Source organism: Sphingomonas sp. LR55 (genome assembly GCF_036856015.1).
GTDB lineage: Bacteria > Pseudomonadota > Alphaproteobacteria > Sphingomonadales > Sphingomonadaceae > Sphingomonas.
The window spans coordinates 3,434,641-3,457,189 of the sequence record NZ_JASPFO010000001.1; the positions used below are offsets into that span (position 1 = coordinate 3,434,641).

Consider the following 22,549-nt stretch of genomic DNA (forward strand, 5'->3'; position numbering starts at 1 on the left):
GCTTCTGCGGCTTATGCGGTACGTTCGCGGCGGATGAGGATGACGTGATGGGCAAATTGCGCGAACCATTGCTGGAATGCAGCCTGCCCGCCGCGCTGGAAGCGATGGGCGAGCGCTGGTCGTTCCTGATCCTGCGCGCGGCGTTCAATGGCCTTCATCACTTCGAGGAGTTCCAGTCCGAGCTCGGCATCGCGCGGAATATCCTCGCTAACCGGCTGGCGCGGCTGGTCGAGCACGGCATCCTGGAGCGACAGCCTATCCCGGAGGATCGGCGCAAGATCGCCTACGGTCTGACCGACAAGGGGTTCGCGCTGCTGCCGACGATGATTGCGCTGCGGCAATGGGGCGAGCGATGGGAGACGTGCGTGCCGGCGTTTCCGATCCTGGTCGACGAACGCGATCGGCGGCCGTTGCAGCCGGTCGCGGTGCGGGCGCATGACGGGCGGGTACTGGGGAAGGGCGATCTGATCTGGGCGCTGCCTGGGGAGGTCGCGGGCGTCGAGGCTGAGGCGGCGGAGTAAGGCGCCCCGTTGCGAATGGGATCGGACGTCAGCCCATACTTCCTTGTTCTCCCGCGAAGGCGGGAGCCCAGTCTGGACACCCGCCTGCGCGGGGGAACATGCTCTCTTTGGGTTATTGGGTCGGTAACGCTTCCAGCACCGTGCGGATCGCGTCGGGCAGGGGCACCGGCCGCCCCGTCTCCAGATCAACGTGCACGCTGACCATCGTGATCACGGTATGCAGCTCGCCCGTCTCCGCATGCGCCAGCTCGAACCGCTTAGTCAGGCTCGTCGTCCCGAGCTTCTTGATCTGGACGAACGCCTCGACCGTATCCCCCAAGCGGAACGGCTTGAGGTAATCGATCTCCGTCCGGCGGACGTTGAACTCGGTGGTCGGCCAGATCTCCGGCAGCGCTTCGGCGATCCCGGTCCACTCCCAGAATTCCGTGACCGCGACGTCGGCATATTCGAGATAGCGCGAGTTGAAGACGATGCGCTGGCCGTCGATCTCGGCGTAGCGCACGCGGAAACGCGTCGAGAAGGCGAACCCCGGCCGCATCTCAGAAGATCAGCTTTACGCCGACCAGGGCCAGCACCGTCGCCAGGACCGGCACCAGCACGCGGTCGGAGACGCGCGTGGCGATCAGGCTCCCGACGATGATGCCGGGGATCGAGCCGATCAGCAGCGACACAAGCAGGTCGACGTCGACCGAGCCCAGGATCCAGTGGCCGATCCCGCCCAGCAGCGTCAGCGGTACGGCGTGGGCGATGTCGGAGCCAACCAACCGGTTGATCGGCAGCGTCGGGTACAGGATCAGCAGTGCGGTCATGCCCAATGCGCCAGCGCCGACCGAGGTCAGCGAGACGAGCACGCCGAGAACTGCGCCGAGCAGGACGGTCAGCATCGCCTGGCGCTCACCGCCGACCGTGCCGATGCGCGGGGTCAGCCACGCGACGATCTTGCCGCGAAAGAACGTCGCGACCGCCGACAGGATGAGCGTCACGCCGAGCACGACGGTGATCGCGTGGCCCGTGTCGGACGATTTCTCGCCGAGATGGTTGAGCACGAGCAACGTCGCGATCGCGGCGGGGACGCTGCCGGTCGCGAGCCGGCGCACGACTTGCCAGTCGACCGTGCCGCGCCAGCCATGCACCGTCGTCCCGACCGTCTTGGTCGCCGACGCGTAGAGCAGGTCGGTGCCGACCGCGGTGGCGGGGTGGAAGCCGAAGACGAGCACCAGCAATGGCGTCATCAGCGACCCGCCGCCGACACCCGTCAGCCCGACGATGAGGCCGACGAGCACGCCGGCCACCGAATACAACAGGTTGATATCCACGCTGGCGAAGGTCAGCCGGCGCCACGCGCGGGCGTGTTGACGCCCATCGACTGGAGATATTTCTTCACGTTGCGCGCCGCCTGGCGGAGCCGCTGTTCGTTCTCGACCATCGCGATTCTCACATAGCCCTCGCCGTTTTCGCCGTAGCCAACCCCTGGGGCCACCGCGACGTGCGCGTGAGTCAGCAATTGTTTGGTGAACTCAAGGCTACCTAAGTGCGCGAGCGCGGGCGGGAGCGGGGCCCAGGCGAACATCGAAGCGCGAGGGCTCGGGATGTCCCAGCCGGCGCGGCCGAAGCTCTCGACTAGCACGTCGCGGCGCTTGTGATAGAGCTGGCGGTTGCGCTCGACGATGTCCTGCGGGCCGTTGAGCGCGGCGCAGGCGGCGGCCTGGATCGGCGTGAACGCGCCGTAATCGAGGTACGACTTCACCCGCGTCATCGCCGCGATCAGCGTCTTGTTGCCGACCCCGAAGCCCATCCGCCAACCGGCCATCGAATAGGTCTTGCTGAGCGAGGTGAACTCGATCGCGACGTCCTTCGCGCCCGGCACCTGGAGGATCGAGGGGGTCGGCTTGCCGTCGAAATACAGCTCCGAATAGGCGAGATCCGAGATCACCCACAGCTTGTGCTTCTTCGCGAATTCGACGACGCGCTCGTAGAAGGCGAGGTCGACGACTTCGGCGGTCGGGTTCGACGGATAGCCCATCACCAGCACCGACGGCGCCGGGACGGTGAACGCCATCGCGCGCTCGAGGCTCTCGAAATACGCCTCGTCGGGCGTGGTCGGCACCGCGCGGATCGTCGCGCCGGCGATGATGAAACCGAAGGTGTGGATCGGGTAGGACGGGTTGGGCGCGAGCACGACGTCGCCGGGCGCGGTGATCGCGGTGGCCAGACTCGCGAGGCCTTCCTTGGAGCCCATCGTCACGACGACCTCGGTCTCGGGATCGACATCGACGCCGAAGCGGCGGCCGTAGTAATTCGCCTGGGCTTTTCGCAGGCCTGGGATGCCCTTCGACTGCGAATAGCCGTGCGCGCTGGGTTTACGCGCGACTTCGACGAGCTTCTCGATGACATGCTCGGGCGGCGGCAGGTCGGGATTGCCCATGCCGAGATCGATGATGTCCTCCCCGCCCGCGCGCCGCCGCCCGCATCGCGTTCACTTCGGCGATGACGTAGGGGGGCAGGCGTTTGATGCGGTAGAAGTCTTCGGACATGATCGGCCTCAAGCTGGAGGAGCGGGTGCTGTACCGCAGGTGAGCGGGGGCGTCACCCAACGAAAGCTTGCGTATTGCGAGGAGGCGGGCCGAGGCAGCCCGCCGTTGCTCCAAATTCCACCTCTCCCGTCACCCCAGCGAAAGCTGGGGTATCCCTGTTGTCGAAGGGTGTGGCCCGAACCGGGATACCCCAGCTTTCGCTGGGGTGACGGGTTTTGTTGCGAGTGACGCGCTTTTCTCGGGCGACGGGCTTTTCTCGGGTGGCGGGCTTTGTTGCGAGTGACGGCAGAGACGAGTGACGGCAGGGGCAAGTGACGGCAGGGGCAAGTGACAGTCGCCTTCCGCTTGGCCCACACCTGCGTTAAGCTCCGGAAAAAGCAGAGGACGTCATGGCCGAAACTCCTCCTACTCCGAGCCTGCCCGATCTCCAGCATTGGACCTGGGTGATGGGTCGTGCGCAGCAGATGATGATGGAGCAGGGCTTGGCGGCGATGCAGACCAAGTCCGAGGGCATCCCCGCGATTCCGGGCTTCACCGACCCCGCCACGCTGGAACGCGCGCGATTTCTGGACCGAGAGCCTGACATTGTGGCAGCGGTTTCTCGATCCCGCCAAGGCGCCCGATCCCGCGCCCATCACCGACAAGCGCTTCAAGGCGCCGCAGTGGCGCGAGCCGGTGTTCGACCTGATCCGTCAGAGTTACGAACTGATCGGCGACCACATGCTCCGCGGCGTCGAGGCGGTCGACGGGCTCGATCCCAAGCAGAAGGAGCAGTTGCGGTTCGCGACCAAGGGGTTCGTCGACGCGATGAGTCCGACCAACTTCGCGCTGACCAACCCGCAGGTGATCGAGAAGACGATCGAGACGCGCGGCGAGAATCTGCTGAAGGGTCTGCAGAACATGATGGCGGATCTTGCCCGCGGGCAGGTGACGCATACGCCCGACGGCGCGTTCGAACTCGGCCGAAACCTGGCGATGACGCCGGGGAAAGTGGTCAAGCGCACGCCGCTTTACGAACTGATCCAGTACAGCCCGACCACGGACAAGGTGCTGGCGACACCGCTGGTCATCTTTCCGCCGTGGATCAACCGGTTCTACATCCTCGACCTGACGCCCGAGAAGAGCTTCATCCGCTGGGCAGTCGAGCAGGGCATCACCGTGTTCATGGTGTCGTGGAAGTCCGCCGACGCGAGCATGAAGGACATCGTCTGGGACGATTATATCGCCGCGCAGATCGACGCGATCGACACGGTGCGGACTGCGCTGAGGGTGCCGGCGGTACACACGATCGGCTATTGCGTGGCGGGGACGACGCTGGCGGCGACGCTCGCGCTACTTACCGCACGCGGTGAGGCGGCGAAGGTGGCGAGCGCGACGTTCTTCACTGCGCAGGTCGATTTCGCGCAGGCGGGCGAGTTGCAACATTTCATCGACGACGAGCAGTTGAAGATGGTCGCGTCGCTGTCGCCCGAGGGGTTTCTCGACGGGCGCTACATGGCGACGACGTTCAACCTGCTCCGTGGGCGCGACCTGATCTGGAACTACGTCACGCAGAATTACCTGCTGGGGCAGGATTACGTGCCGTTCGACCTGCTCCACTGGAATGGCGACACCACCAACCTGCCGGCAAAATGGCATCTGAGCTATCTGACCGATCTGTACCGCGACAATCTGCTGGTCACGGGCACGATGACGGTGGACGGGACGCCGATCGACCTCACCAAGGTGACGACACCCGCTTACGTCCAGGCGGGGCGCGAGGACCATATCGCGCCGGCCGAAAGCGTGTGGAAGCTGACCCAGCTGTTCGCCGGGCCGCTGAAGTTCGTGCTGGCGGGGTCGGGCCACATCGCCGGAGTCGTGAACCCGCCGGATGCGGGCAAGTATCAGTTTTGGACCAATCCCTCGCCGCATACGACGCTCGACGACTTCGTTGCAGGGGCGACCGAGACCAAGGGAAGCTGGTGGCCCGACTGGGTCGAATGGGTCCGCGCGATCGATCCGAAAACCGTGGCAGCCAAAGGGGTTAGGAATCCCGGCAAGGGGGCCCTCGCGGCGCTTGGCGATGCGCCTGGCGAGTATGTCAAAACCCGGTAGCGCTACCTTCCGTTAACGTCATGGTGCAGTGCACAATTTCATTGTGCGACGCCGCGAATCGTGTATCAAGGACCACGACATAACTCCGAAGAGAGGTGCGTGGATGGTGGATATCGTGAAACGGACGGCCAAGGCCGGTTCGAAGCCCGTCGCCACCGCGAAGGCTCCTCGGACCGTCGCCAAGCCGGCTCAACCGGCACCCAGGCCGGTCGCCAAGACGCCGGCGATCGACATACCTCCCGCGGCTGCTTTTGTATCGCCGCAACCGGACACTCCCGCCCCGATTCTGGCCGTCGCGCCGTCGGGGATCCCAGCTAGTGAAACCCTAGCCAGCGAACCAAAGGACGCCACGATGGACACGATCCAGAGCATCACCGAGAAGACCAAGGCCCTGTTCACCAACGGGTTCAGCGGCACCACCACCAGCGAGTTCAGCGAGCAGGCCAAGGGCGCGATGGAGAAGTCGGCGAAGATGGTCGAAGACATGACCGCCTTCGGCAAGGGTAACATCGAGGCACTGGTCGAATCGTCGAAGATCGCCGCGAAGAACGTCGAAGCGCTCGGCCACGAAGCCGCCGAATACGCCAAGACCTCGTTCGAGAGCGCGACCGAAGCCGCCAAGACGCTGGCCGCCGCCAAGTCGCCGACCGAGTTCATGAAGCTCCAGGGTGATTACGCGCGTACCGCGTTCGACACGATGATCGCCGAGGGCTCGCGCTCGACCGAGCGGATGCTCAAGATGTTCGGCGAGTTCGCCCAGCCGATCTCGAACCGCGTTGCGGTCGCGACCGACAAGATGAAGATCTCGGCGTAAGTCGATAGCGCCACGCCTTCGCGCGGTGCGACGAGAAGGGGGCGGCCGTCATGCGACGGTCGCCCCTTTTTCGTTTGCGGATTTCGCGTGGGGTGTGCGGGCGCCCCTTGCCCTTGCCCCCCGGCATGCCATATTTTGGCAGCATGGTGTTGACCCCCGAAATGAAGCTGGCCGTGATGATGGCCGAGCGCCGCGACGATGGTGGCGAGGATGGCAATGACGGCACCGGTGCCGGCATCGCGACCAAAGCGCGCGCAAAGACCAAACAGCCGACGCCGTACCGCGTGCTGATGCTCAACGACGACTACACGCCGATGGAGTTCGTCGTGCTGTGTCTCCAGCGCTTCTTCCGCATGGACATGGAGGCCGCGACGCGCGTGATGCTGCATGTCCACCAGAAGGGCGTCGGGGTCTGCGGGACGTTCAGCTACGAGGTCGCCGAGACCAAGGTGTCGCAGGTCATGGATTTCGCCCGCCAGAACCAGCATCCGCTCCAGTGCACGCTCGAAAAGGCGTGAGCCTTACCGTTTGAATTGAACTGATCCTCCCCCGCAAGGGGGAGGTGGCTGGCCCTTGCCAGACGGAGGGGGCGGACATGGAGCGAGGGTTGGCGCGTACCTCCCCCTCCGTCACCTTCGGCGCCACCTCCCCTGGCGGGGGAGGATCAAGCAGTTACCGCGCGGGCGGAAGCCAGCGCAGGTCCAGCCGATCGAACCGGTCGATATAATTCGCCGCCTGCGCCAGCATCGCCTCGTTGAGCAACGTCACGCAGCCAGCCTCGCGCCGGATCAACCCGTCCTCTTCCAACTGGCGCAGCATCCGGTTGACGTGCACCGCGGTGAGCCCGGTGGCATCGCCGATCTCCTCCTGCGTCAGCCCGAGCGTGAAGCTGTTGCCCATCGCCCGGTCGCGCATCCGCATCCGGTTGCGCATCTCGATCAGCAACGCCGCGATCCGTGCCTTGGCCGAGGTGCGACCCAGCGCGGCGAGGCGGTCGGTCAGCGCCACCTTCTCCATCTGGTTCATCACCATGATGATCGCCGACAGCCGCGGATGATCGGTGACGAGTGCAGTCATCGCCGAGCGATCGAACGCGCACACGGTGCAGTCGGTCAGCGCGACCACCGTCTCGGGCGAGATCGCGATAGACCAGCGCCGAGACCGCCAGCATGTCGCCGGCATAGAGAAAGCGCAAAATCTGGCGGCTGCCGTCGTCGAGCAGCACATAGCTCATCGCCATGCCGCGTTGCAGGATGAAGAGTTCGGCCTGCGGATCGTTTTCGCGCACGAGGACGGCACCGCGACGCAAGTCGCGCGGGCGGTCCTCCAACCGCGCTAGCGCAGCCTTTTCGTTCATCGACAAGTCGATGAGATCGCCGACGCGGTCGGCGAAGCAGCTGTCCGGCACTCTGTAATGGTCCCCAATGTTCAAGAACCACAGAGCAAAGCTAGGATTTCCGCGCATTAAAGTCGATCAAGCGCGGGGCGTTAGCGCTAGTGAGGGCGCGAGGCGGGTCCCAGCGCGGGACTTGGCCTCGCGCAGCGTCCGCCTGTCGCCCGATCGATGCGCGGCCCTTGCGCAGAACGCCAGCCGCGATAGACACCCGGGATGGACCGTATTCTCATTCGCGGCGGCAATCGCCTGTCCGGGCGCTTGCCCATCTCCGGCGCGAAGAACGCCGCGCTCACGCTGATGCCGTGCGCGTTGCTGACCGAAGAGCCGCTGACGTTGCGCAATCTGCCGCGACTGGCGGATGTCGACGGCTTCGGCCACCTGCTCAACCAGCTTGGCGCGTCGACCGCGATCCAGGGGACGCGGCCCGAGGATTTCGGCCGGGTGATGACGATCCGTGCGGGCAATTTGACCTCGACCGAGGCGCCGTACGACATCGTCCGCAAGATGCGCGCGTCGATCCTGGTGCTCGGGCCGCTGCTCGGGCGGGGCGGCGAGGCGACGGTGTCGCTGCCGGGCGGCTGTGCGATCGGCAATCGGCCGATTGACCTCCACCTGCGCGCTTTGGAAGCGATCGGTGCCGAGCTCGAGATGGCGGCGGGCTATGTGAAGGCGATCGCGCCGGGTGGACGCCTGCCGGGCGGACGCTTCCGCTTCCCGATCGTGTCGGTCGGCGCGACCGAGAACGTCGTGATGGCGGCGGTACTCGCCAAGGGAACGAGCGTGATCGAGAACGCTGCACGCGAGCCCGAGATCGTCGACCTCTGCAACTGCCTCGTCGCGATGGGCGCGTCGATCGACGGGATCGGCACCGAGACGCTGACGATCGAAGGCCGCGACCGTCTCCACGGCGCGACTTACGCCGTGATGCCCGACCGCATCGAGGCGGGCAGCTACGCGTGTGCGGCGGCGATCACCGGCGGCGACCTGGAACTGGTCGGCGTGGATGTCGCCGACATGGGCGCGACGTTCGATGCGCTGGTCGAGGCGGGCGTGTCGGTGACGCCGACCAAGGACGGCGTCCGCGTTGCGTCCGACGGTTCGTTGAAGCCGCTGACGCTGTCGACCGCGCCGTACCCTGGCTTCGCAACGGACATGCAGGCGCAGTTCATGGCGATGCTGTGCAAAGCGGACGGTGCGAGCGTGCTGACCGAGACGATCTTCGAGAACCGCTACATGCACGTGCCGGAGCTGGCGCGGATGGGGGCGGATATTCAGGTTCGGGGGCGAACCGCGGTCGTGCGCGGCGTCGATAAGCTGGTCGGCGCACAGGTGATGGCGACGGATCTTCGGGCGTCGATGAGCTTGATTCTGGCGGGGCTCGCGGCGGATGGCGAGACGTCTGTGGGCCGGGTGTATCATCTCGACCGCGGGTATGAGCGGTTGGAGGAGAAGCTGAGCGCCGTTGGCGCGGATATTGAGCGCGCCAGCGACGGGTGAGGCTGGACCTTTCCTCCACCCCGGCGGAGGCCGGGGCCCAATTGGAAAGGTCGTCCTGATACGCGCTTAGGGTCGTTGCTGGGCAGTTCCCTCGCGAAGGCGGGGGCCCAGGATCAAGCAAGACCGACCTTGGTAATCCGGTAGACCTCTACTCGGCGCCGCCGGCAAAGCCGCCGTCGGACGGGTTCGGCCTGGCCGACCCGCCGGCCGTGCCGGGCGCTGCCCGTCTCGCTTTGCTCGCGGGCATCGGCCGCGCTTTGCGCTGCCTGCGCCCGTCAGTACATGTGCTGCCCGCCATTGATGCTAAGCGTAGACCCAGTAACGAACCCACCCTCTTCCGAGCATAGGAACGCCACCCCGCGCGATCTCGGTAGCCTGACCCAGTCGCCCGACCGGAATCTTCGCCACGATCTTCTCCAGCACGTCGGCCGGCACCGCCGCCACCATGTCCGTATCGATATACCCCGGCGCGATCGCATTCACCGTCACGCCCGCACGTGCGCCCTCCTGGGCCAAGGCTTTCGTGAACCCGTGAATGCCAGACTTCGCCGCAGCATAGTTCACCTGGCCGTACTGCCCAGCCTGCCCGTTGATCGAGCCGATGTTAACGATCCGCCCCCATTTGCGCGTGCGCATGCCGGGGAACACCGCCTTGGCCATGTTGAAACAACCGCCAAGATTGGTGTCCATCACCTCCTTCCAATCCTGGTACGTCATCTTCAGGATGGTGCCGTCGCGGGTGATGCCGGCGTTGTTCACGACGATGTCCACATCGCCCAGATCGGCGGCGACCTGCGCGCAGCCGGCCTGGCACGCATCATAGTCGGCGACGTCCCACTTGTACGCCTTGATCCCGGTGCGCTCGGTGAACTCGCGGGCGCGGTCGTCGTTGCCGGCATAGGTTGCCGCCACGGTTAGGCCCATGTCCTGCAATGCGAGACTGATCGCTTCGCCGATTCCGCGCGTACCACCGGTTACAATTGCCACGCGTGCCATCAGTCTCTCCTCGGTTCAGCCTTTTGCCGGAGGCTAGACAGCCCGCACCCATCCTTCAAGCTCGCGCGCCAAAATGCTGCGCAACATTTCCACGCCGACGGGGCTGTCGTTGAGGCAGGGAAGGTAGGCGAAGTGCGTCCCGCCAGCCTCTTCGAAGCTCTCGCGCCCGCGGATCGACAGTTCCTCCAGCGTCTCCAGGCAATCGGCGGAGAAGCCCGGCGCGAAGATCGCGACCTTGGTCTTGCCTGCCTTGGCGAGCGCGACGAGCGTCTCGTCGGTCGCCGGACCCAGCCACTTCTGCGGCCCGAACCGTGACTGGAACGCGATCGTCAACTCGCGCCCTATCCGCTCGCCGAGCAGTCGCGCGGTCTTCTGGCAGTGGCAGTGATACGGATCGCCCTGCTGCAACGTCCGCTTCGGCATCCCGTGGAAGCTGGCGACGATCGCATCGGGCGTGAAATCGAGCGCGGAGAGCCCCTCTTCGAGCGAGTCCTTCAGCGCGTCGATATAGAGCGTGTCGTCATAGTATGGCGGCAGCGTGCGGATCGCCGGCTGCCAGCGCAGACCGGCGAGGTGCTTGAACGCCTTGTCGTTCGCGGTCGCGGTCGTTGCTGCGCAATATTGCGGGTAAAGCGGCGCGAGCAGGATGCGTTCGCAGCCCGCCGCCTTCATCGCGGTCAACCGGTCCGAAATCGATGGATTGCCGTAGCGCATGGCCCAGTCGACCAGCACTTCCGGTCCGAACGAGTCCTTCAGCGCCGCCGCCTGCAACCGGGTGATGGCGGCCAATGGCGAGCCATCGTCGCGCCAGACCTGCGCATAGGCGTGCGCGGATTTTTTCGGGCGCGTGTTGAGGATGATGCCGCGCAATATGGGCTGCCACGCGATCTGCGGGATCTCGACGACGCGCGAGATCGGACAGGAACTCGCCGAGATAGCGCTTCACCGATTTCGCATCGGGGCCGTCGGGCGTGCCGAGATTCATCAGCAACACGCCGATGCGGGGCTTGGGAATCGGGGGTGATCGGGGGCAGGGTCATGGCGCTGGTCTTAAAGGCAAATTGCGGATGCGGAAGCCCGTTGACGCATAGAGCGCATTGGCGATTGCCGGCGCGACAGCGGGGACGCCGAGTTCGCTTACGCCACCGGGGGCCTCCTCGCTGCGAATGACCTCGACGGTGATGTCGGGCGTGTCGGCGAGGCGGGGCAGGGCGATCGTGTCGAACCCGCGTGCGTCGGCAAGGCCGCGGGAGAAACCTGTCGACGCGCCGAGTGCGGCGGCCATGCCGAAGATCAGCCCGCCCTCGATCTGCTGGCGGACGATGTTGGGGTTGATCTGCGCGCCGCAGTCGACCACGGCGACGAGGCGGTCGACCACCGGGTGCTGGTCCGCGCCCATGTGCGCCTCGGCCATCACGGCGATATAGCTGCCTCGGAACGCGTGGGCTGCGATCCCCTGGCCGCTGCCTGCAACGCCGCCGTTCCAGCCGCCGAGGGCTGCCGCGGTCGACAGGCAGCGCGCGAGTCGCGGTTCGCCGCCGAGCATGCCGATCCGGAACGACATCGGTTCGGACTGTGCCGTGCGTGCGAGTTCGTCGAGGAAGCATTCGGTGAAGAACGCGGTGTAGCCATGCGCGCCGCCGCGCAGGTGGCCGGTGGGTATACCGATCTCGGCCGGGTGGTGCTCGATCGCATAGGCGGGGATGCGATAGGCGGGCGTTGCACCCGCCACGGCGTAGCGGTCGCCGTTCGTGCCGATCAGCGCGGCTTCGGTGGCGAGTCCTGGCATCATGCGGCGGGCTATCTCGGCGCCGGTGGAGGGGGCGGCGATGTTTGCCGACCAGCCCATGATCGCGCCGTTGGGGGCGAGCCGTGCGGCCATCTTCGCGACGGCGGGCGGGCGGTAGTGATCGTGAAGCGAGTCCTCGCCGCGCGACCAGACGAGGCTGACTGGCCGGCGAAGCTTGATCGCGAGGACGGCGGCTTGCTCGGCGACGTCGTGCTCCAGCGCGGAGCCGAACGATCCGCCGACCAGCATCGGGTGAACGACGACAGAGTTTTCGCTGAGACCCGCCGCGCGCCGCAGCCGATCGCGCGAGCCCCGGTGCTTGCGTCGCCAGCCAGAGTTCGAGCCGGCCGTTAGAGAAGGACGCAGTCGCGCTGCGCGTCTCGATCGCCGCGTGCAGGCCAAGGCCGGCGCGGTAGGTCGCCGTGACGAGGTTGGCGCCTTGGAAGGTTGCGGCGACGTCGCCCGTCTCGGCCATTCGCGTGCCCGGTCGCGTAAGCGCCGCATCCAGTGCAGCGTCGATCGACTTGGTATCGGGCAGTGGGGCGTCGTTCTCGAACCGCGGCGCGAGCGCGTCGAGCGCCTTCTGCGCCGCCCACCACGTCGTCGCCACCGCGGCCACCCAACGCGGGTTCTCGACGATCGAGAGCACGCCGCGGATGCGGTCGGCGGCGGCACGGTCGACCTTTGTTAGGCGACCGCCGACCGGGCCCTGGCGGATCGCGGCGTGGACCATGTCGGCGAGGCGGACGTCGCCAGCGAAGTTCGCCGAGCCGTCGACTTTCGAGGGGGTGTCGAGGCGAGGGACCGATTTGCCGACCAGCTTGCCTGCACCCTGGATACCGAGCGGGAGGGGATCGGGGAGCGTGAACTTCGCGGCCTCTTCGGCGAGTTCGGCGAAGCGGATGCGCTTGGTTTGGTAGGTGCAGAAGCCCGCGTCGACGTTCACCTGGGTCCAGTCGGCGTCCCAGCGCTTGGCCGCCGCCATGCAGAGCAGCGCGCGGGCGCCTGCGCCAGCCTGACGGCAGGCTTGCTCGAACATCCGGATCGAGCTCGATCCTCCGGTCAGCATCGGTGGCTGCGTCGTGCCGGCTGGGAGGCGGTCGAACAGGCCTTCGAACAGGTCGTGCGTGCCGATTGGGTTGGCGTAGAGCGGGTTGAGGGGGCGGGCTCGACGCCGATCGTGCGCCAGTCCGCGCCGAGCTCGTCCGCGACGATCTGGGGGAGGGTGGTGTAGACGCCCTGGCCGTGCTCGACCTGCGGGACGGCGACGGTGACGTGGCCGTCGGTGCCGATCTTGAGCCAGGCACCGAACGGGGTTTCGCCGGGGTTGGCGACGAGATTGGGGGCGTAGGTTCGCGGCCAGAGGCCCCAGGCGACGACGAGCCCTATCCCCGCGCCGCCGCCGACGAGTATGCTGCGCCTGTTGATCATCGGTGCGCTCTAATCCTTCTCCCCCACGGGGAGAAGGTGGCGCGGAGCGGCGGATGAGGGGAGTGGATCTCCTGGGCCGTGCCGGGAGTCCCATGCCCCTCACCCTTCCGTCGCCAAGCGGCTCCTCCCTCCCTCTCCCCGGAGGGTTGAGGGATATTAGGCCAGCGCTCTATACGTGGCTTTTAGCGAGACCTTGTCGATCTTCTCCGTCCCCAGTCTTGGCAACGGCTCGTCGGAAATCCAGATCCGCTGCGGTATCTTGAACGCGGCGATGTGCTGGTGGAGGAACGCGGTCAGGTCGTCCGGGGTCAGCGTCTCGCCGTCCTGCGGGACCACCACCGCACCGGGCACCTCGCCGAACCGCTCGTCCGCCAACCCGAATACGGCGGCCTCCGCGACCGCCGGATGCTCGTACAACGCCGCCTCGACCTCCTGGCACGAGATGTTCTCACCGCCGCGGATGATGATGTCCTTCTTGCGGTCGACGATGAACAGATAGCCGTCCTCGTCGAGATAGCCGATGTCGCCGGTGCGGAAATAGCCGTCCGACGTGAACGCCGCCGCGGTCGCGTCGGGGCGGTTCCAATATTCCTTGAAGTTGCAGATCGAGCGGATGCAGACCTCGCCGCGCTGGCCTTGGTCGACCGGGTGGCCGGCGTCGTCGAGAATGGCCAACTCGACCAAAGCGAGCGCCGGGGCGGCCGGCGGAATTGGGTTTGGCGAGGTAGTTGCCGCGCCAGTTGCCGGTGCCGACCGCGTTGGTCTCGGTGAGGCCGTAGCCGATCAGCGGCGCGCTTCCGCCCATCTCCGCGTCGATCCGGCGGACGTGATCGACCGGGCGCGGCGCACCGCCCGCGGCAAAATCGGTGACGGTCGACAGGTCGTAGTTCGCGCGATCGGGGTGGTTGAGGATTTCGAAGCTCATGAGGGGAACACCGACAAAATAGGTGACGCCCTCCGACTCGATCAGCCGCATCGCCTCGCCCGCATCCCATTTCGGCATCAGCACGAGCTTGCGGCCCATCGCGAAGCTCTGGAGGAAGACCGGCACTTCGCCGGTGATATGGAACAGCGGGATGGTCAGCAGCGTGACCGGCTGGCCGACCGGCGGATTGCCTTGCGCGGTGGCGATCCCGACCATCATCATCGCCTGGCCGAGATAGTTGAAGATACCCTGCACGACCGCGCGATGCTCGGACAGCGCGCCCTTCGACTGGCCGGTTGATCCGCTCGTGAACAGGATCGTCGCATGATCCTCGGGTCCGAGCAGCGGCAGGTCGGCGGTGTGATCGTCCTTTGCGCATACCTGCGCGAGAGCTTCGGCAAGCGGTCGCGAATCATCGATCTCGACCACCGGCGCGCGTAGGCCTGCGATCTGCGCGAGGCGCTTCACCCGCGGCGGATCGGCGAACACGAGTGCGCAATCGACCTCGCCGATCGCGGTCTCCAGTTCCTCCGACTGCCACCAGCCGTTGAGCAGGGTTGCGACGCCGCCGGCCATGATGATGCCCATGTAGAGGACGATCCACGACGGCGAATTGCGCATCGCGATGCCGACGCGGTCGCCCTTGGCGATGCCGACGCGGTCGCCCTTGGCGATGCCGTACCCGCCGACGAGGGCGCGCGCGCAACGTTCGGCGGCGGCGTAGACCTCGCCGAAGGTCAGCCGTTCGGCGCCGGAGACGAGGAAGACGGCGTCGCGGTGCTCGTTGGCGTAGTGCGCGAAATAATAGCTGAGCGCGGGCGGCGCGGCGGCGATCGTCGGCAGCGTGACGCCGAACCGCTCGACCGATCCGAGCGCGAGCATCCCGTCGGGCGCGGTCAGCGCGGCCATCGTCGAATCCATAGCTAGGTCTAGCTCGGTCCGCATATCGCTCTCCTACTTGGTCTTATCGTTATCGGTCTTTATGCAGGGGCGAACGCGTGGGGAAAAGCCTTTGATCCTGTCGACCATTATCGCCGCTGCGGGCGTAGCGCCTGCCGTCGGCAGTCACATCCGCTTCGAGGATCTCGGGCTCCACCCCGACGTCTTCTCGATCGGCTTCTTCACGCTGCGCTGGTACAGCCTTGCCTATATCGGCGGGATCCTGCTCGGCTGGTGGTATCTCCTGAAGCTGCTGGCCCAGCCCGGTGCACCGATGGCGCGGCGGCATGCCGACGACCTGGTGTTCTACGCGACGCTCGGCATCATTCTCGGCGGGCGGCTCGGTTACGTGATCTTCTACGCGCCCGAGATGTTCCTGCATCCGCTGCGGATCTTCCGGCTCTGGGACGGCGGGATGTCGTTCCACGGCGGGGTGATCGGCACGTCGATCGGGCTTATCCTGTTCGCGCGGAAACATCAGCTCAACTGGTTGCGCGTCCACGATTATATCGCGTGCTGCGTACCGTTCGGGCTGTTTTTCGGGCGGCTGGCGAACTTCGTCAACGGCGAGCTCTGGGGCAAGCCGACCAACGTCGCGTGGGGGATCATCTTCGAGCGCACCGTGCCGTTCGGGATGGTCGAGCCGGCGCGGCATCCGAGCCAGCTGTACGAGGCGGGGCTGGAGGGTATCCTCCTGTTCGCGCTGCTGTGGTTCGCATTCTGGAAGACCAAGGCGCGGTATGATCCGGGCAAGCTCGTCGGGTTGTTCGTGCTGGGCTACGGGATCGCTCGGTTTATCGTCGAATTCTTCCGCGAGCCGGATTCGCAGCTGCGGGCGTTTGCCGAGCATACCGGGCTGCACATGGGGCAGTGGCTGTGCGTGCCGATGATCATTGGCGGCGGATATCTGGTGGTGACGTCGGCCAAACGGCGCGTGCGGGTCGAGTCGATCGCGGGGACGCAGAGCGTCGCTTAGCTCCCCTCCCGCTTGCGGGAGGGGTTGGGGAGGGCATGGCCGCAAATGTCATGGCCAAAGATAATCCAGCCCCTCCCTAACCCCTCCCGCAAGCGGAAGGGGAATCGAAGCCGCCCTTCCCGAACGTCTCGCCCGGGCGATCGCGCTCGCGGGGCCGATCCCCGTTGCGCAGTATATGGCGGCGGCCAACGTGCACTATTATGCGACGCGTGATCCGCTGGGAGCTGCGGGGGACTTCACTACTGCGCCTGAGATTAGCCAGATGTTCGGCGAGCTGATCGGTCTTTGGTGCGCCGATCTGTGGGACCGGGCTGGGCGGCCGGACGTGGCGTGGGTCGAGCTCGGGCCGGGCCGCGGTACGCTTGCCGCCGACGCCGGGCGAGCGATGGCGAAGGCTGGCTTCAACCCCGAGATCCATTTCGTCGAGACCAGCCCGGCGCTGCGGAAGGCGCAGGCCGAGCGCGTGCCGACAGCGACCTGGCACGATACGATCGATACGCTGCCGACCGATCGCCCGCTGATCGTCGTCGCCAACGAGTTCTTCGATGCGCTGCCGATCCGGCAATTGGTGAAGCGCGCGCAGTGGCACGAACGCCTGGTCGCGGCGCAGGACCTGCTGTTCCTGCCGATCGCCGGCAAGCCGCTGCCCGACGCAGTCATTCCCGAGCCGTTCCGCGATGCCCCCGCGGGCTCGATTCTCGAGACGTCACCCGCTGCCGTTACCATCGTCCGCGGCCTCGCCAAGCGGATCGCCGCGCAGGGCGGTGCGCTGATCGCGATCGACTATGGGTATGAGGGGCCGGCACTCGGCGACACCTTGCAGGCGGTCCGCAGCCACGCGTTCGCCAACCCGTTCGAGGCGCCAGGCGAGCACGACCTGACCGCGCATGTCGATTTTACGACGCTTGCCGCCGCGGCGCAGACCGAGGGGGCGGTCGCGTGGGGGCCGGTGAGCCAGCGTGACCTGCTCGGCGGACTTGGGATCGATCCGCGGACATCCGCGCTCGCCAAGGCGTCGCCTGCGCGTGCGGAAGCATTGGCGGCGGATCGGAGGAGGTTGATGGACGACATGGGTACTCTTTTCAAAGCGCTCGCGATCACCGCGCCAAATTGGCCGACCCCGGCGGCGTTTGCGTGATCGCCTATCGCGATGCGGTGCCCGCCGACGGTGCAGAACTCGGCGCGATGGCGAAGCAGTCTTTCACCGATACGTTCGGTACGCTGTACCGGCCTGAAGACCTCGCTGCGTTTCTCGAGCAAGCGTTCGGAGAAAAGGGTTGCCGGCGCAGCTGTCCGACCCTGCCTTCACGGTGCGTGTCGCGGTGGACGCGGCGGGTGAGATCGTCGGATTTGCCAAGATCGGCCCTGTTGCCTTTCCTGGCGATTGGCCTGCGACCGCGGTCGAACTTTATCAGCTTTATGTGCGCAGCGACCAGCATGGTGCGGGTGTCGGCCCGGCTTTGATGGACTGGGCGATCGATGTCGCACGCGCCGAGGGGCGGACGGAGATCATCCTGAGCGTGTATGTCGACAACCACCGGGCGCACCGATTCTACCAGCGCTACGGCTTCGTCGAGATCGGGCGGTATGTGTTCATGGTTGGCGAACAACCGGATGACGACCGCATCATGCGGTTGGTGCTGTGATGATCCGTGCTTCCAGAGACATCGCAGCGAAAGGCCACCGCCCCGGCGGAGGCGGGGCCCAGTTGGAAGGTCTTGGTAACGGCGCGTTGCTTGCTGTTAGCAACGTCACCCAACTGGGCCCCGGCCTTCGCCGGGGTGGGGATGTGTTTGATGTTGGGTGACCTGAAATGACCATCGACGTCATCCGTGCGAAGGCGCTTGGCGATATTCCCCACGGCTTTCTTGGCCGGCGTGGGGGCATGTCGACCGGTGCGTATGCGAGCCTCAATGTCGGTATCGGGTCTGACGACGACCCCGCCGCCATCGCTGAGAACCGTCGCCGTGCGACCGAAGCCGTCCTGCCGGGCGCGAAACTCGTCGGGCTCTATCAGGTCCACTCGGCCGACGCGGTCACCGTGACTGAGCCGTTCGACGATGCGATACGCCCGCATGCCGACGCACTGGTCACCAATCGCCCGGGCCTCGCGCTCGGCATCCTCACCGCGGACTGTGCACCCGTGCTGTTCGCCGACCGGGAGGCCGGTGTCGTCGCGGCCGCGCATGCCGGGTGGAAAGGCGCGCTCGGCGGCGTTACCGACTCCACGATCCTCGCGATGGAGGCGATCGGCGCGCACCGCGACCGGATCGTCGCCGCGGTCGGGCCGTGCATCGCGCGCGCCAGCTACGAGGTCGACGACGGCTTCATCCGGCGGTTCTGCGAGGCGGATCCGGAGAACGAACGTTTCTTTGCGGATGGCCGTGCGGATCATTACCAGTTCGATCTCGAGGCCTATGTCGTCAGCCGGCTCGCGGTCGCCGGGATCGGGCGGATCGAGGCGCTCGGGCTCGACACCTATGCCGCCAAAGACGGGGGCGAGACGCGCTTCTTCAGTTATCGGCGCGCGACCCATCGCGGCGAACCCTCTTATGGGCGCCAGATCAGCATCATCGGGCTGTAACGCCTCCCAAAGCCTGCGCTGGTCGTTTAGGCTCCGCACATCGGCTCGCATAAGACGGGCCACGCAGGAGTTTATTGATGTCCGATACCCCGAATAACGCCGGTGCCGTTCCCGCGGAAACCGAAGCCGATCTGACCGGAGTCGCGGCACGCGTCGCGCCTAAGCCCGAGGTCGAGAAGATCGGCGGTCGCAAGCTGAAGCCGTCGACCTTGATGATGGGTCATGGTTACGACCCGTCGCTGTCGGAAGGCTCGCTGAAGCCGCCGATCTTCCTCACCTCGACCTTCGTGTTTCCCAACGCGGCGGCGGGCAAGCGTCACTTCGAAGGCGTCACCGGCAAGCGTCCGGGCGGTGCCGAGGGGCTCGTCTATTCGCGCTTCAACGGCCCGAACCAGGAGATCCTCGAGGATCGCCTCGGCGTCTGGGAAGAGGCGGAGGACGCGCTCGCCTTCTCGTCGGGCATGTCGGCGATCGCGACGCTGTTCCTCGCGATGGTCAAGCCGGGTGACACGATCGTCCATTCGGGGCCGTTGTACGCGGCGACCGAGACGCTGATCGGCCGCGTGCTCGGCAAGTTCGGGGTCAAGTGGCTCGACTTCCCGGCGGGTGCGACGCGCGAGGAGATCGATGCGGTGATGACCGAGGCGGCGACCGGCAACGTCGCGTTGATCTATCTGGAAAGCCCGGCGAACCCGACCAATGCACTGGTCGACGTCGAGGCGGTCCAGGCCAGCCGGGACGCAATCTTCAAGGGCGAGAAGCCACCGATTGCGATCGACAACACCTTCCTCGGGCCGCTGTGGTTCCAGCCGCTCAAGCATGGTGCGGATATCGTCGTGTACTCGCTGACCAAGTATGTCGGCGGGCATTCGGATCTGGTCGCGGGCGGCGTGCTGGGGTCGAAGGAGCACATCAACACGATCCGGACCATGCGGAACACGATCGGGACGATCACCGATCCGAATACCGCGTGGATGCTGCTGCGATCGCTGGAGACGCTGGAACTGCGGATGAGCCGTGCGGGCGAGAATGCGGCGAAGGTGTGTGGCTTCCTGCGCCATCATCCGAAGGTGGAGCGGGTCGCGTATCTCGGTTTCCTCGAGGACGAGCCGGGCATGGAGCGGCAGGCGGATATCTATCGCCGGCATTGTACCGGTGGGGGCTCGACCTTCTCGTTGTATCTCAAGGGTGGCGAGCGCGAGAGCTTCGCGTTCCTCGATGCGCTGAAGATCGCCAAGCTGGCGGTGTCGCTGGGTGGGACCGAGACGTTGGCGAGCCATCCGGCTGGGATGACGCATCTTTCGGTGCCCGATGCGCGGAAGCAGGCGCTGGGGATCACCGACAACCTTGTCCGGATTTCGATCGGGGTGGAGGATCCGGACGATCTGATCGCCGATTTCGAGCAGGCGCTGGAGACGATCTGAGTAGTGTTCTCCCGCGAACGCGGGAGTCCAGGGTCACGATCGCGGCACCCGTAACCCTGGGCTCCTGCTTTCGCAGGAGAACGTCTAGCTCTCACAGTCGCAAGCCGGTAGCAGGTAAGGATGCCGATCTTTACCCCTATCCCGCAGCACGAGTTCGTCGCCGCGATCCACATCCTCGCCGCCAAGCTGGTCGAGGATATCGCGTGGAAACCCGACTACATCATCGGCATCGGCCGCGGTGGGCTCGTGCCGGCGGTGTTCCTCAGCCATGCGATCGGGCTGCCGACCCTGTCGGTCGATTATTCGAGCCAGGTGAAGGACTTTGCCGACGAGCCGCTGGTCAAGCTGGCCAAGCGGACGCGGGATGGCGAGCGGCTGCTGTTCCTCGATGACATCAACGATTCGGGGCGGACGATCACGCATCTGCGCGGGGCGCTCGCTGCGGCGGGGGCGGTCGAGGGATCGGTGCGGTTCGCGATGCTGATCGATAACGTCAGGTCGGCGGAGCGGATCGACTATAGCGCGCGGGTTATCGACCGGGCGGTGACGAAGGACTGGTTCGTGTTTCCTTGGGAAGCCGTCGCGCCGGCCGCGGCGATCGCGGAGGATGCGGCGGAAGTGCCCGAGCGGATCGCGTAATTTCTTGTTCTCCTGCGAACGCAGGAGTCTAGGGTTTCGGGGGCTGGGCTGAGTAACCCTGGGTTCCTGCGTTCGCAGGAAAGCCATAGACGAACAAAGGGCCGGCTTCCGAACGGGAAACCGGCCCTCGCCCTCGATACGCTACGCGAGGGAACTGGGAAACTGATTGGGCTCAGGCCAGGCGCGCCGTCGGCAAAGCCGTCGTCGGTCGGGTCAGGCTAGGCCTGCCCGCCGTTCGTGCCGGCGATTGCTCGCTGTCGCTGGCATCGGCCCGGGCGTTGCCGGGCCTATCGGCGGCAATACCCCGGATTATCCGACTTATCGATCGCGTTGCCGGCGAGCGCGCCACCGGCTGCGCCGAGGACTGCGCCGAGCGTCCGGTTACCACGGCCCGCGACGGTGTTGCCGAGCAGGCCGCCGGCGAGCGCGCCGACGATCGTGCCGCCGGAATTGTCGCAACCGCGACGGCTGCGCGCGTTGTAATTGTAGCGGCGATCGTTGCCGCGATACTCGCGGTAGCCACGGTCGTAGCCATTGTCGCGGTAGCCGCCACCCTGATAGCCGTCGTAGCCACGCTCGTAGCGCGAGCCCCAGCGCTGCGCATCGGCGGCGGCGGGAACGAGGGCGGTCGCACCCAATGCGAGGGCACTGGCGGCGAGTGTAAAAGTCTTGAACATCGTGCGTCTCCCGTTGGGGATTTCAGCGGCGGCGGGGGCCGTGCTTCCATCCTCGATGAGACGCTTATGGGTGATTCGCATTGAGCTAAGCCTGAATGCCTCCGTTATCCGCTGTTCATGCTTCCGCGGATCGCCCGACGCCCTATGAGGGATGCGATGCGGCGCCTGCTCACTGTCCTGTTCGTCGCCGTGAGCGTCGTTGCAATCGTGCCGACTTGGTCGGGCGAAGCGCGGCTCGATCTGCTCGGCACGCATGCGCAGCTGACCGCGACGCGCGTTATGCTCGATCGCACCAACCCGCGGCACGTGCGGGTCGGGGGGCTGACGTATCTGGGGGGCGTGGCGCTTGCCAGTCGTGATCGGGCGTTTGGCGGCTTCTCGTCGATGGACGTCACGCCGACGGCAAGCGGCAATCGCTTTACGCTGCTCAGCGACGGCGGCAATATCGTCCAGTTCGACATGGGCGCCGACTGGCTCCCGCACCGGGTCGCGTTCAAGAACCTGCCCGCGGGGCCCGGCATCGGCTGGGAGAAGCGCGACCGCGACAGCGAATCGATGGCGGTAGATCCGGTCACGGGAAAGATCTGGGTCGGGTTCGAGGATAGCAATTCGATCTGGCGCTATGCGCCGGGCTTTGCGCGGTACGAGGCGCGCGTGAACCCTGAGGCGATGCGGCGATGGCCAGCGAACGGCGGGCCAGAATCGATGGCGCGGCTGCCCGATGGTCGATTCGTCGTCATCAGCGAAGAGGCGCACGTCCGGCGGCCGGACTGGTCCGGCTCGGACGAGGAGCGGTTGCACACGCGGCAGGCGCTGATCTTCGCGGGCGATCCGACGGGGGCGGGGGAGCCGGAGCGATTCGCGTACGAACCTTATGGCCGGTACGATCCATCGGACGTCACCGCGTTGCCGAATGGCGACCTGCTCGTGCTCGATCGCGGTTTTCGGCTGCCGTTTATCTTCTCGGCGCGGATATCGCGGGTGGCGGCGCGCGATGTGGCAGCCGGGCGAATCGCGCGTGGCCGTCTGATCGCGACGATCGACGCGCCGCTGATCCACGATAATTTCGAGGGGATCGACACGACAGTCGAGAACGGCACGACGATCGTGTGGATCGTGTCGGACGACAACCAGATGGTTCTCCAGCGGACGCTGGTGCTGAAGTTCCGGCTGGAGCGGTAGCGGCCGGGCGGGTTTGTCAGCCGTCGCCCGTCGTGCCTTTACCCGTCATTACAACGCCGCAACCGTCATCCCAGCGAAAGCTGGGATCTTGCCGTGAGGCGGGCGTCGCCTGCCACGTGAAATATCCC

The 22,549-nt window shown here is 66.1% G+C and carries 17 protein-coding genes and 7 pseudogenes; 12 read left to right on the forward strand and 12 right to left on the reverse strand.

The features are described 5' to 3' along the window. The first annotated feature begins 47 nt into the window (after window positions 1-47). Complete coding sequence (locus tag QP181_RS16655; protein WP_333923875.1) at window positions 48-521, forward strand: winged helix-turn-helix transcriptional regulator; 474 nt, start codon at window positions 48-50, stop codon at window positions 519-521. Window positions 522-633: 112 nt separating this feature from the next. Here QP181_RS16655 and QP181_RS16660 read toward each other — a convergent pair whose 3' ends face one another. The 3 genes and pseudogenes from QP181_RS16660 to QP181_RS16670 all read right to left on the reverse strand — a co-directional run bounded on the left by QP181_RS16660 (window position 634) and on the right by QP181_RS16670 (window position 3,055). Next, on the reverse strand, window positions 634-1,059 hold the full coding sequence (locus QP181_RS16660) for an acyl-CoA thioesterase (protein WP_333929227.1): 426 nt from the start codon (window positions 1,057-1,059) through the stop codon (window positions 634-636). Window position 1,060: 1 nt separating this feature from the next. Next, a complete protein-coding gene (locus QP181_RS16665) occupies window positions 1,061-1,837 on the reverse strand; it encodes a sulfite exporter TauE/SafE family protein (protein WP_333929228.1) in 777 nt (258 codons plus the stop codon). Window positions 1,838-1,848: 11 nt separating this feature from the next. After that, window positions 1,849-3,055, reverse strand: a pseudogene (locus tag QP181_RS16670) (LL-diaminopimelate aminotransferase). A 389-nt stretch (window positions 3,056-3,444) separates the two neighbouring features. On the opposite strand from QP181_RS16670, the pseudogene QP181_RS16675 reads away from it, so the two are divergent. The 3 genes and pseudogenes from QP181_RS16675 to clpS all read left to right on the forward strand — a co-directional run bounded on the left by QP181_RS16675 (window position 3,445) and on the right by clpS (window position 6,484). Next, window positions 3,445-5,152 (forward strand): annotated as a pseudogene (locus QP181_RS16675) (PHA/PHB synthase family protein). Window positions 5,153-5,504: 352 nt separating this feature from the next. Continuing rightward, window positions 5,505-5,966: a phasin family protein gene (locus tag QP181_RS16680; RefSeq protein ID WP_165911361.1), complete on the forward strand. Its 462-nt coding sequence runs from the start codon at window positions 5,505-5,507 to the stop codon at window positions 5,964-5,966. A 179-nt stretch (window positions 5,967-6,145) separates the two neighbouring features. Then, a complete protein-coding gene (clpS, locus tag QP181_RS16685; RefSeq protein WP_333929666.1) occupies window positions 6,146-6,484 on the forward strand; it encodes an ATP-dependent Clp protease adapter ClpS in 339 nt (112 codons plus the stop codon). Window positions 6,485-6,638: 154 nt separating this feature from the next. On the opposite strand, the gene QP181_RS16690 is transcribed toward clpS, so the two are convergent. Both QP181_RS16690 and QP181_RS16695 read right to left on the reverse strand, forming a co-directional pair. Beyond that, a complete protein-coding gene (locus QP181_RS16690) occupies window positions 6,639-7,043 on the reverse strand; it encodes a Crp/Fnr family transcriptional regulator (protein ID WP_333929229.1) in 405 nt (134 codons plus the stop codon). Window positions 7,044-7,170: 127 nt separating this feature from the next. Beyond that, window positions 7,171-7,431, reverse strand: a pseudogene (locus QP181_RS16695) (hypothetical protein); the annotation flags it as partial. A gap of 144 nt (window positions 7,432-7,575) precedes the next feature. Here QP181_RS16695 and murA point away from each other — a divergent pair. Then, window positions 7,576-8,859, forward strand: a complete 1,284-nt coding sequence (gene murA / locus QP181_RS16700) for a UDP-N-acetylglucosamine 1-carboxyvinyltransferase (RefSeq protein WP_277983764.1) — start codon at window positions 7,576-7,578, stop codon at window positions 8,857-8,859. Window positions 8,860-9,134: 275 nt separating this feature from the next. Here murA and phbB read toward each other — a convergent pair. From phbB to QP181_RS16730, 6 genes and pseudogenes are all read right to left on the reverse strand, one after another. Then, window positions 9,135-9,855: pseudogene (gene phbB / locus QP181_RS16705) on the reverse strand (acetoacetyl-CoA reductase). Window positions 9,856-9,888: 33 nt separating this feature from the next. After that, window positions 9,889-10,840 (reverse strand): annotated as a pseudogene (gene hemH / locus QP181_RS16710) (ferrochelatase). Between the two features lie 51 nt (window positions 10,841-10,891). After that, entirely contained in the window at window positions 10,892-11,419 is a 528-nt protein-coding gene (locus QP181_RS20135) for a molybdopterin cofactor-binding domain-containing protein (protein WP_443027602.1), read from the reverse strand. Window positions 11,420-11,467: 48 nt separating this feature from the next. Further along, a pseudogene (locus QP181_RS20140) lies at window positions 11,468-12,713 on the reverse strand (molybdopterin cofactor-binding domain-containing protein); the annotation flags it as partial. Continuing rightward, entirely contained in the window at window positions 12,707-13,075 is a 369-nt protein-coding gene (locus QP181_RS16725) for a molybdopterin cofactor-binding domain-containing protein (protein WP_333929231.1), read from the reverse strand. The gene QP181_RS16725 and the pseudogene QP181_RS20140, both read right to left, overlap by 7 nt. 156 nt (window positions 13,076-13,231) lie before the next feature. Further along, window positions 13,232-14,945 (reverse strand): annotated as a pseudogene (locus QP181_RS16730) (class I adenylate-forming enzyme family protein). Window positions 14,946-14,982: 37 nt separating this feature from the next. Here QP181_RS16730 and lgt point away from each other — a divergent pair. The 6 genes from lgt (at window position 14,983) to QP181_RS16760 (ending at window position 20,562) form a co-directional block, all read left to right on the forward strand. Continuing rightward, a complete protein-coding gene (lgt, locus tag QP181_RS16735; protein WP_443026925.1) occupies window positions 14,983-15,915 on the forward strand; it encodes a prolipoprotein diacylglyceryl transferase in 933 nt (310 codons plus the stop codon). 175 nt (window positions 15,916-16,090) lie between these two features. Continuing rightward, window positions 16,091-17,053, forward strand: a complete 963-nt coding sequence (locus tag QP181_RS16740; RefSeq protein WP_333929232.1) for a class I SAM-dependent methyltransferase — start codon at window positions 16,091-16,093, stop codon at window positions 17,051-17,053. 139 nt (window positions 17,054-17,192) lie between these two features. Continuing rightward, window positions 17,193-17,561, forward strand: coding sequence for a GNAT family N-acetyltransferase (locus tag QP181_RS16745; protein WP_333929233.1), 369 nt, complete (start codon window positions 17,193-17,195; stop codon window positions 17,559-17,561). 167 nt (window positions 17,562-17,728) lie between these two features. Beyond that, window positions 17,729-18,499: a peptidoglycan editing factor PgeF gene (pgeF, locus tag QP181_RS16750; protein WP_333929234.1), complete on the forward strand. Its 771-nt coding sequence runs from the start codon at window positions 17,729-17,731 to the stop codon at window positions 18,497-18,499. Between the two features lie 77 nt (window positions 18,500-18,576). Next, on the forward strand, window positions 18,577-19,923 hold the full coding sequence (locus QP181_RS16755; protein WP_132737047.1) for a cystathionine gamma-synthase family protein: 1,347 nt from the start codon (window positions 18,577-18,579) through the stop codon (window positions 19,921-19,923). Between the two features lie 120 nt (window positions 19,924-20,043). Beyond that, window positions 20,044-20,562, forward strand: coding sequence for a phosphoribosyltransferase (locus QP181_RS16760; protein ID WP_333929235.1), 519 nt, complete (start codon window positions 20,044-20,046; stop codon window positions 20,560-20,562). Window positions 20,563-20,849: 287 nt separating this feature from the next. Here the strand turns inward: QP181_RS16760 and QP181_RS16765 are convergent, their stop codons facing one another. After that, a complete protein-coding gene (locus tag QP181_RS16765) occupies window positions 20,850-21,239 on the reverse strand; it encodes a glycine zipper 2TM domain-containing protein (RefSeq protein WP_333923887.1) in 390 nt (129 codons plus the stop codon). Window positions 21,240-21,395: 156 nt separating this feature from the next. Here QP181_RS16765 and QP181_RS16770 point away from each other — a divergent pair, with 156 nt between their 5' ends. Then, window positions 21,396-22,421, forward strand: a complete 1,026-nt coding sequence (locus QP181_RS16770; protein WP_333929236.1) for an esterase-like activity of phytase family protein — start codon at window positions 21,396-21,398, stop codon at window positions 22,419-22,421. The last annotated feature ends 128 nt before the right edge of the window (window positions 22,422-22,549 follow it).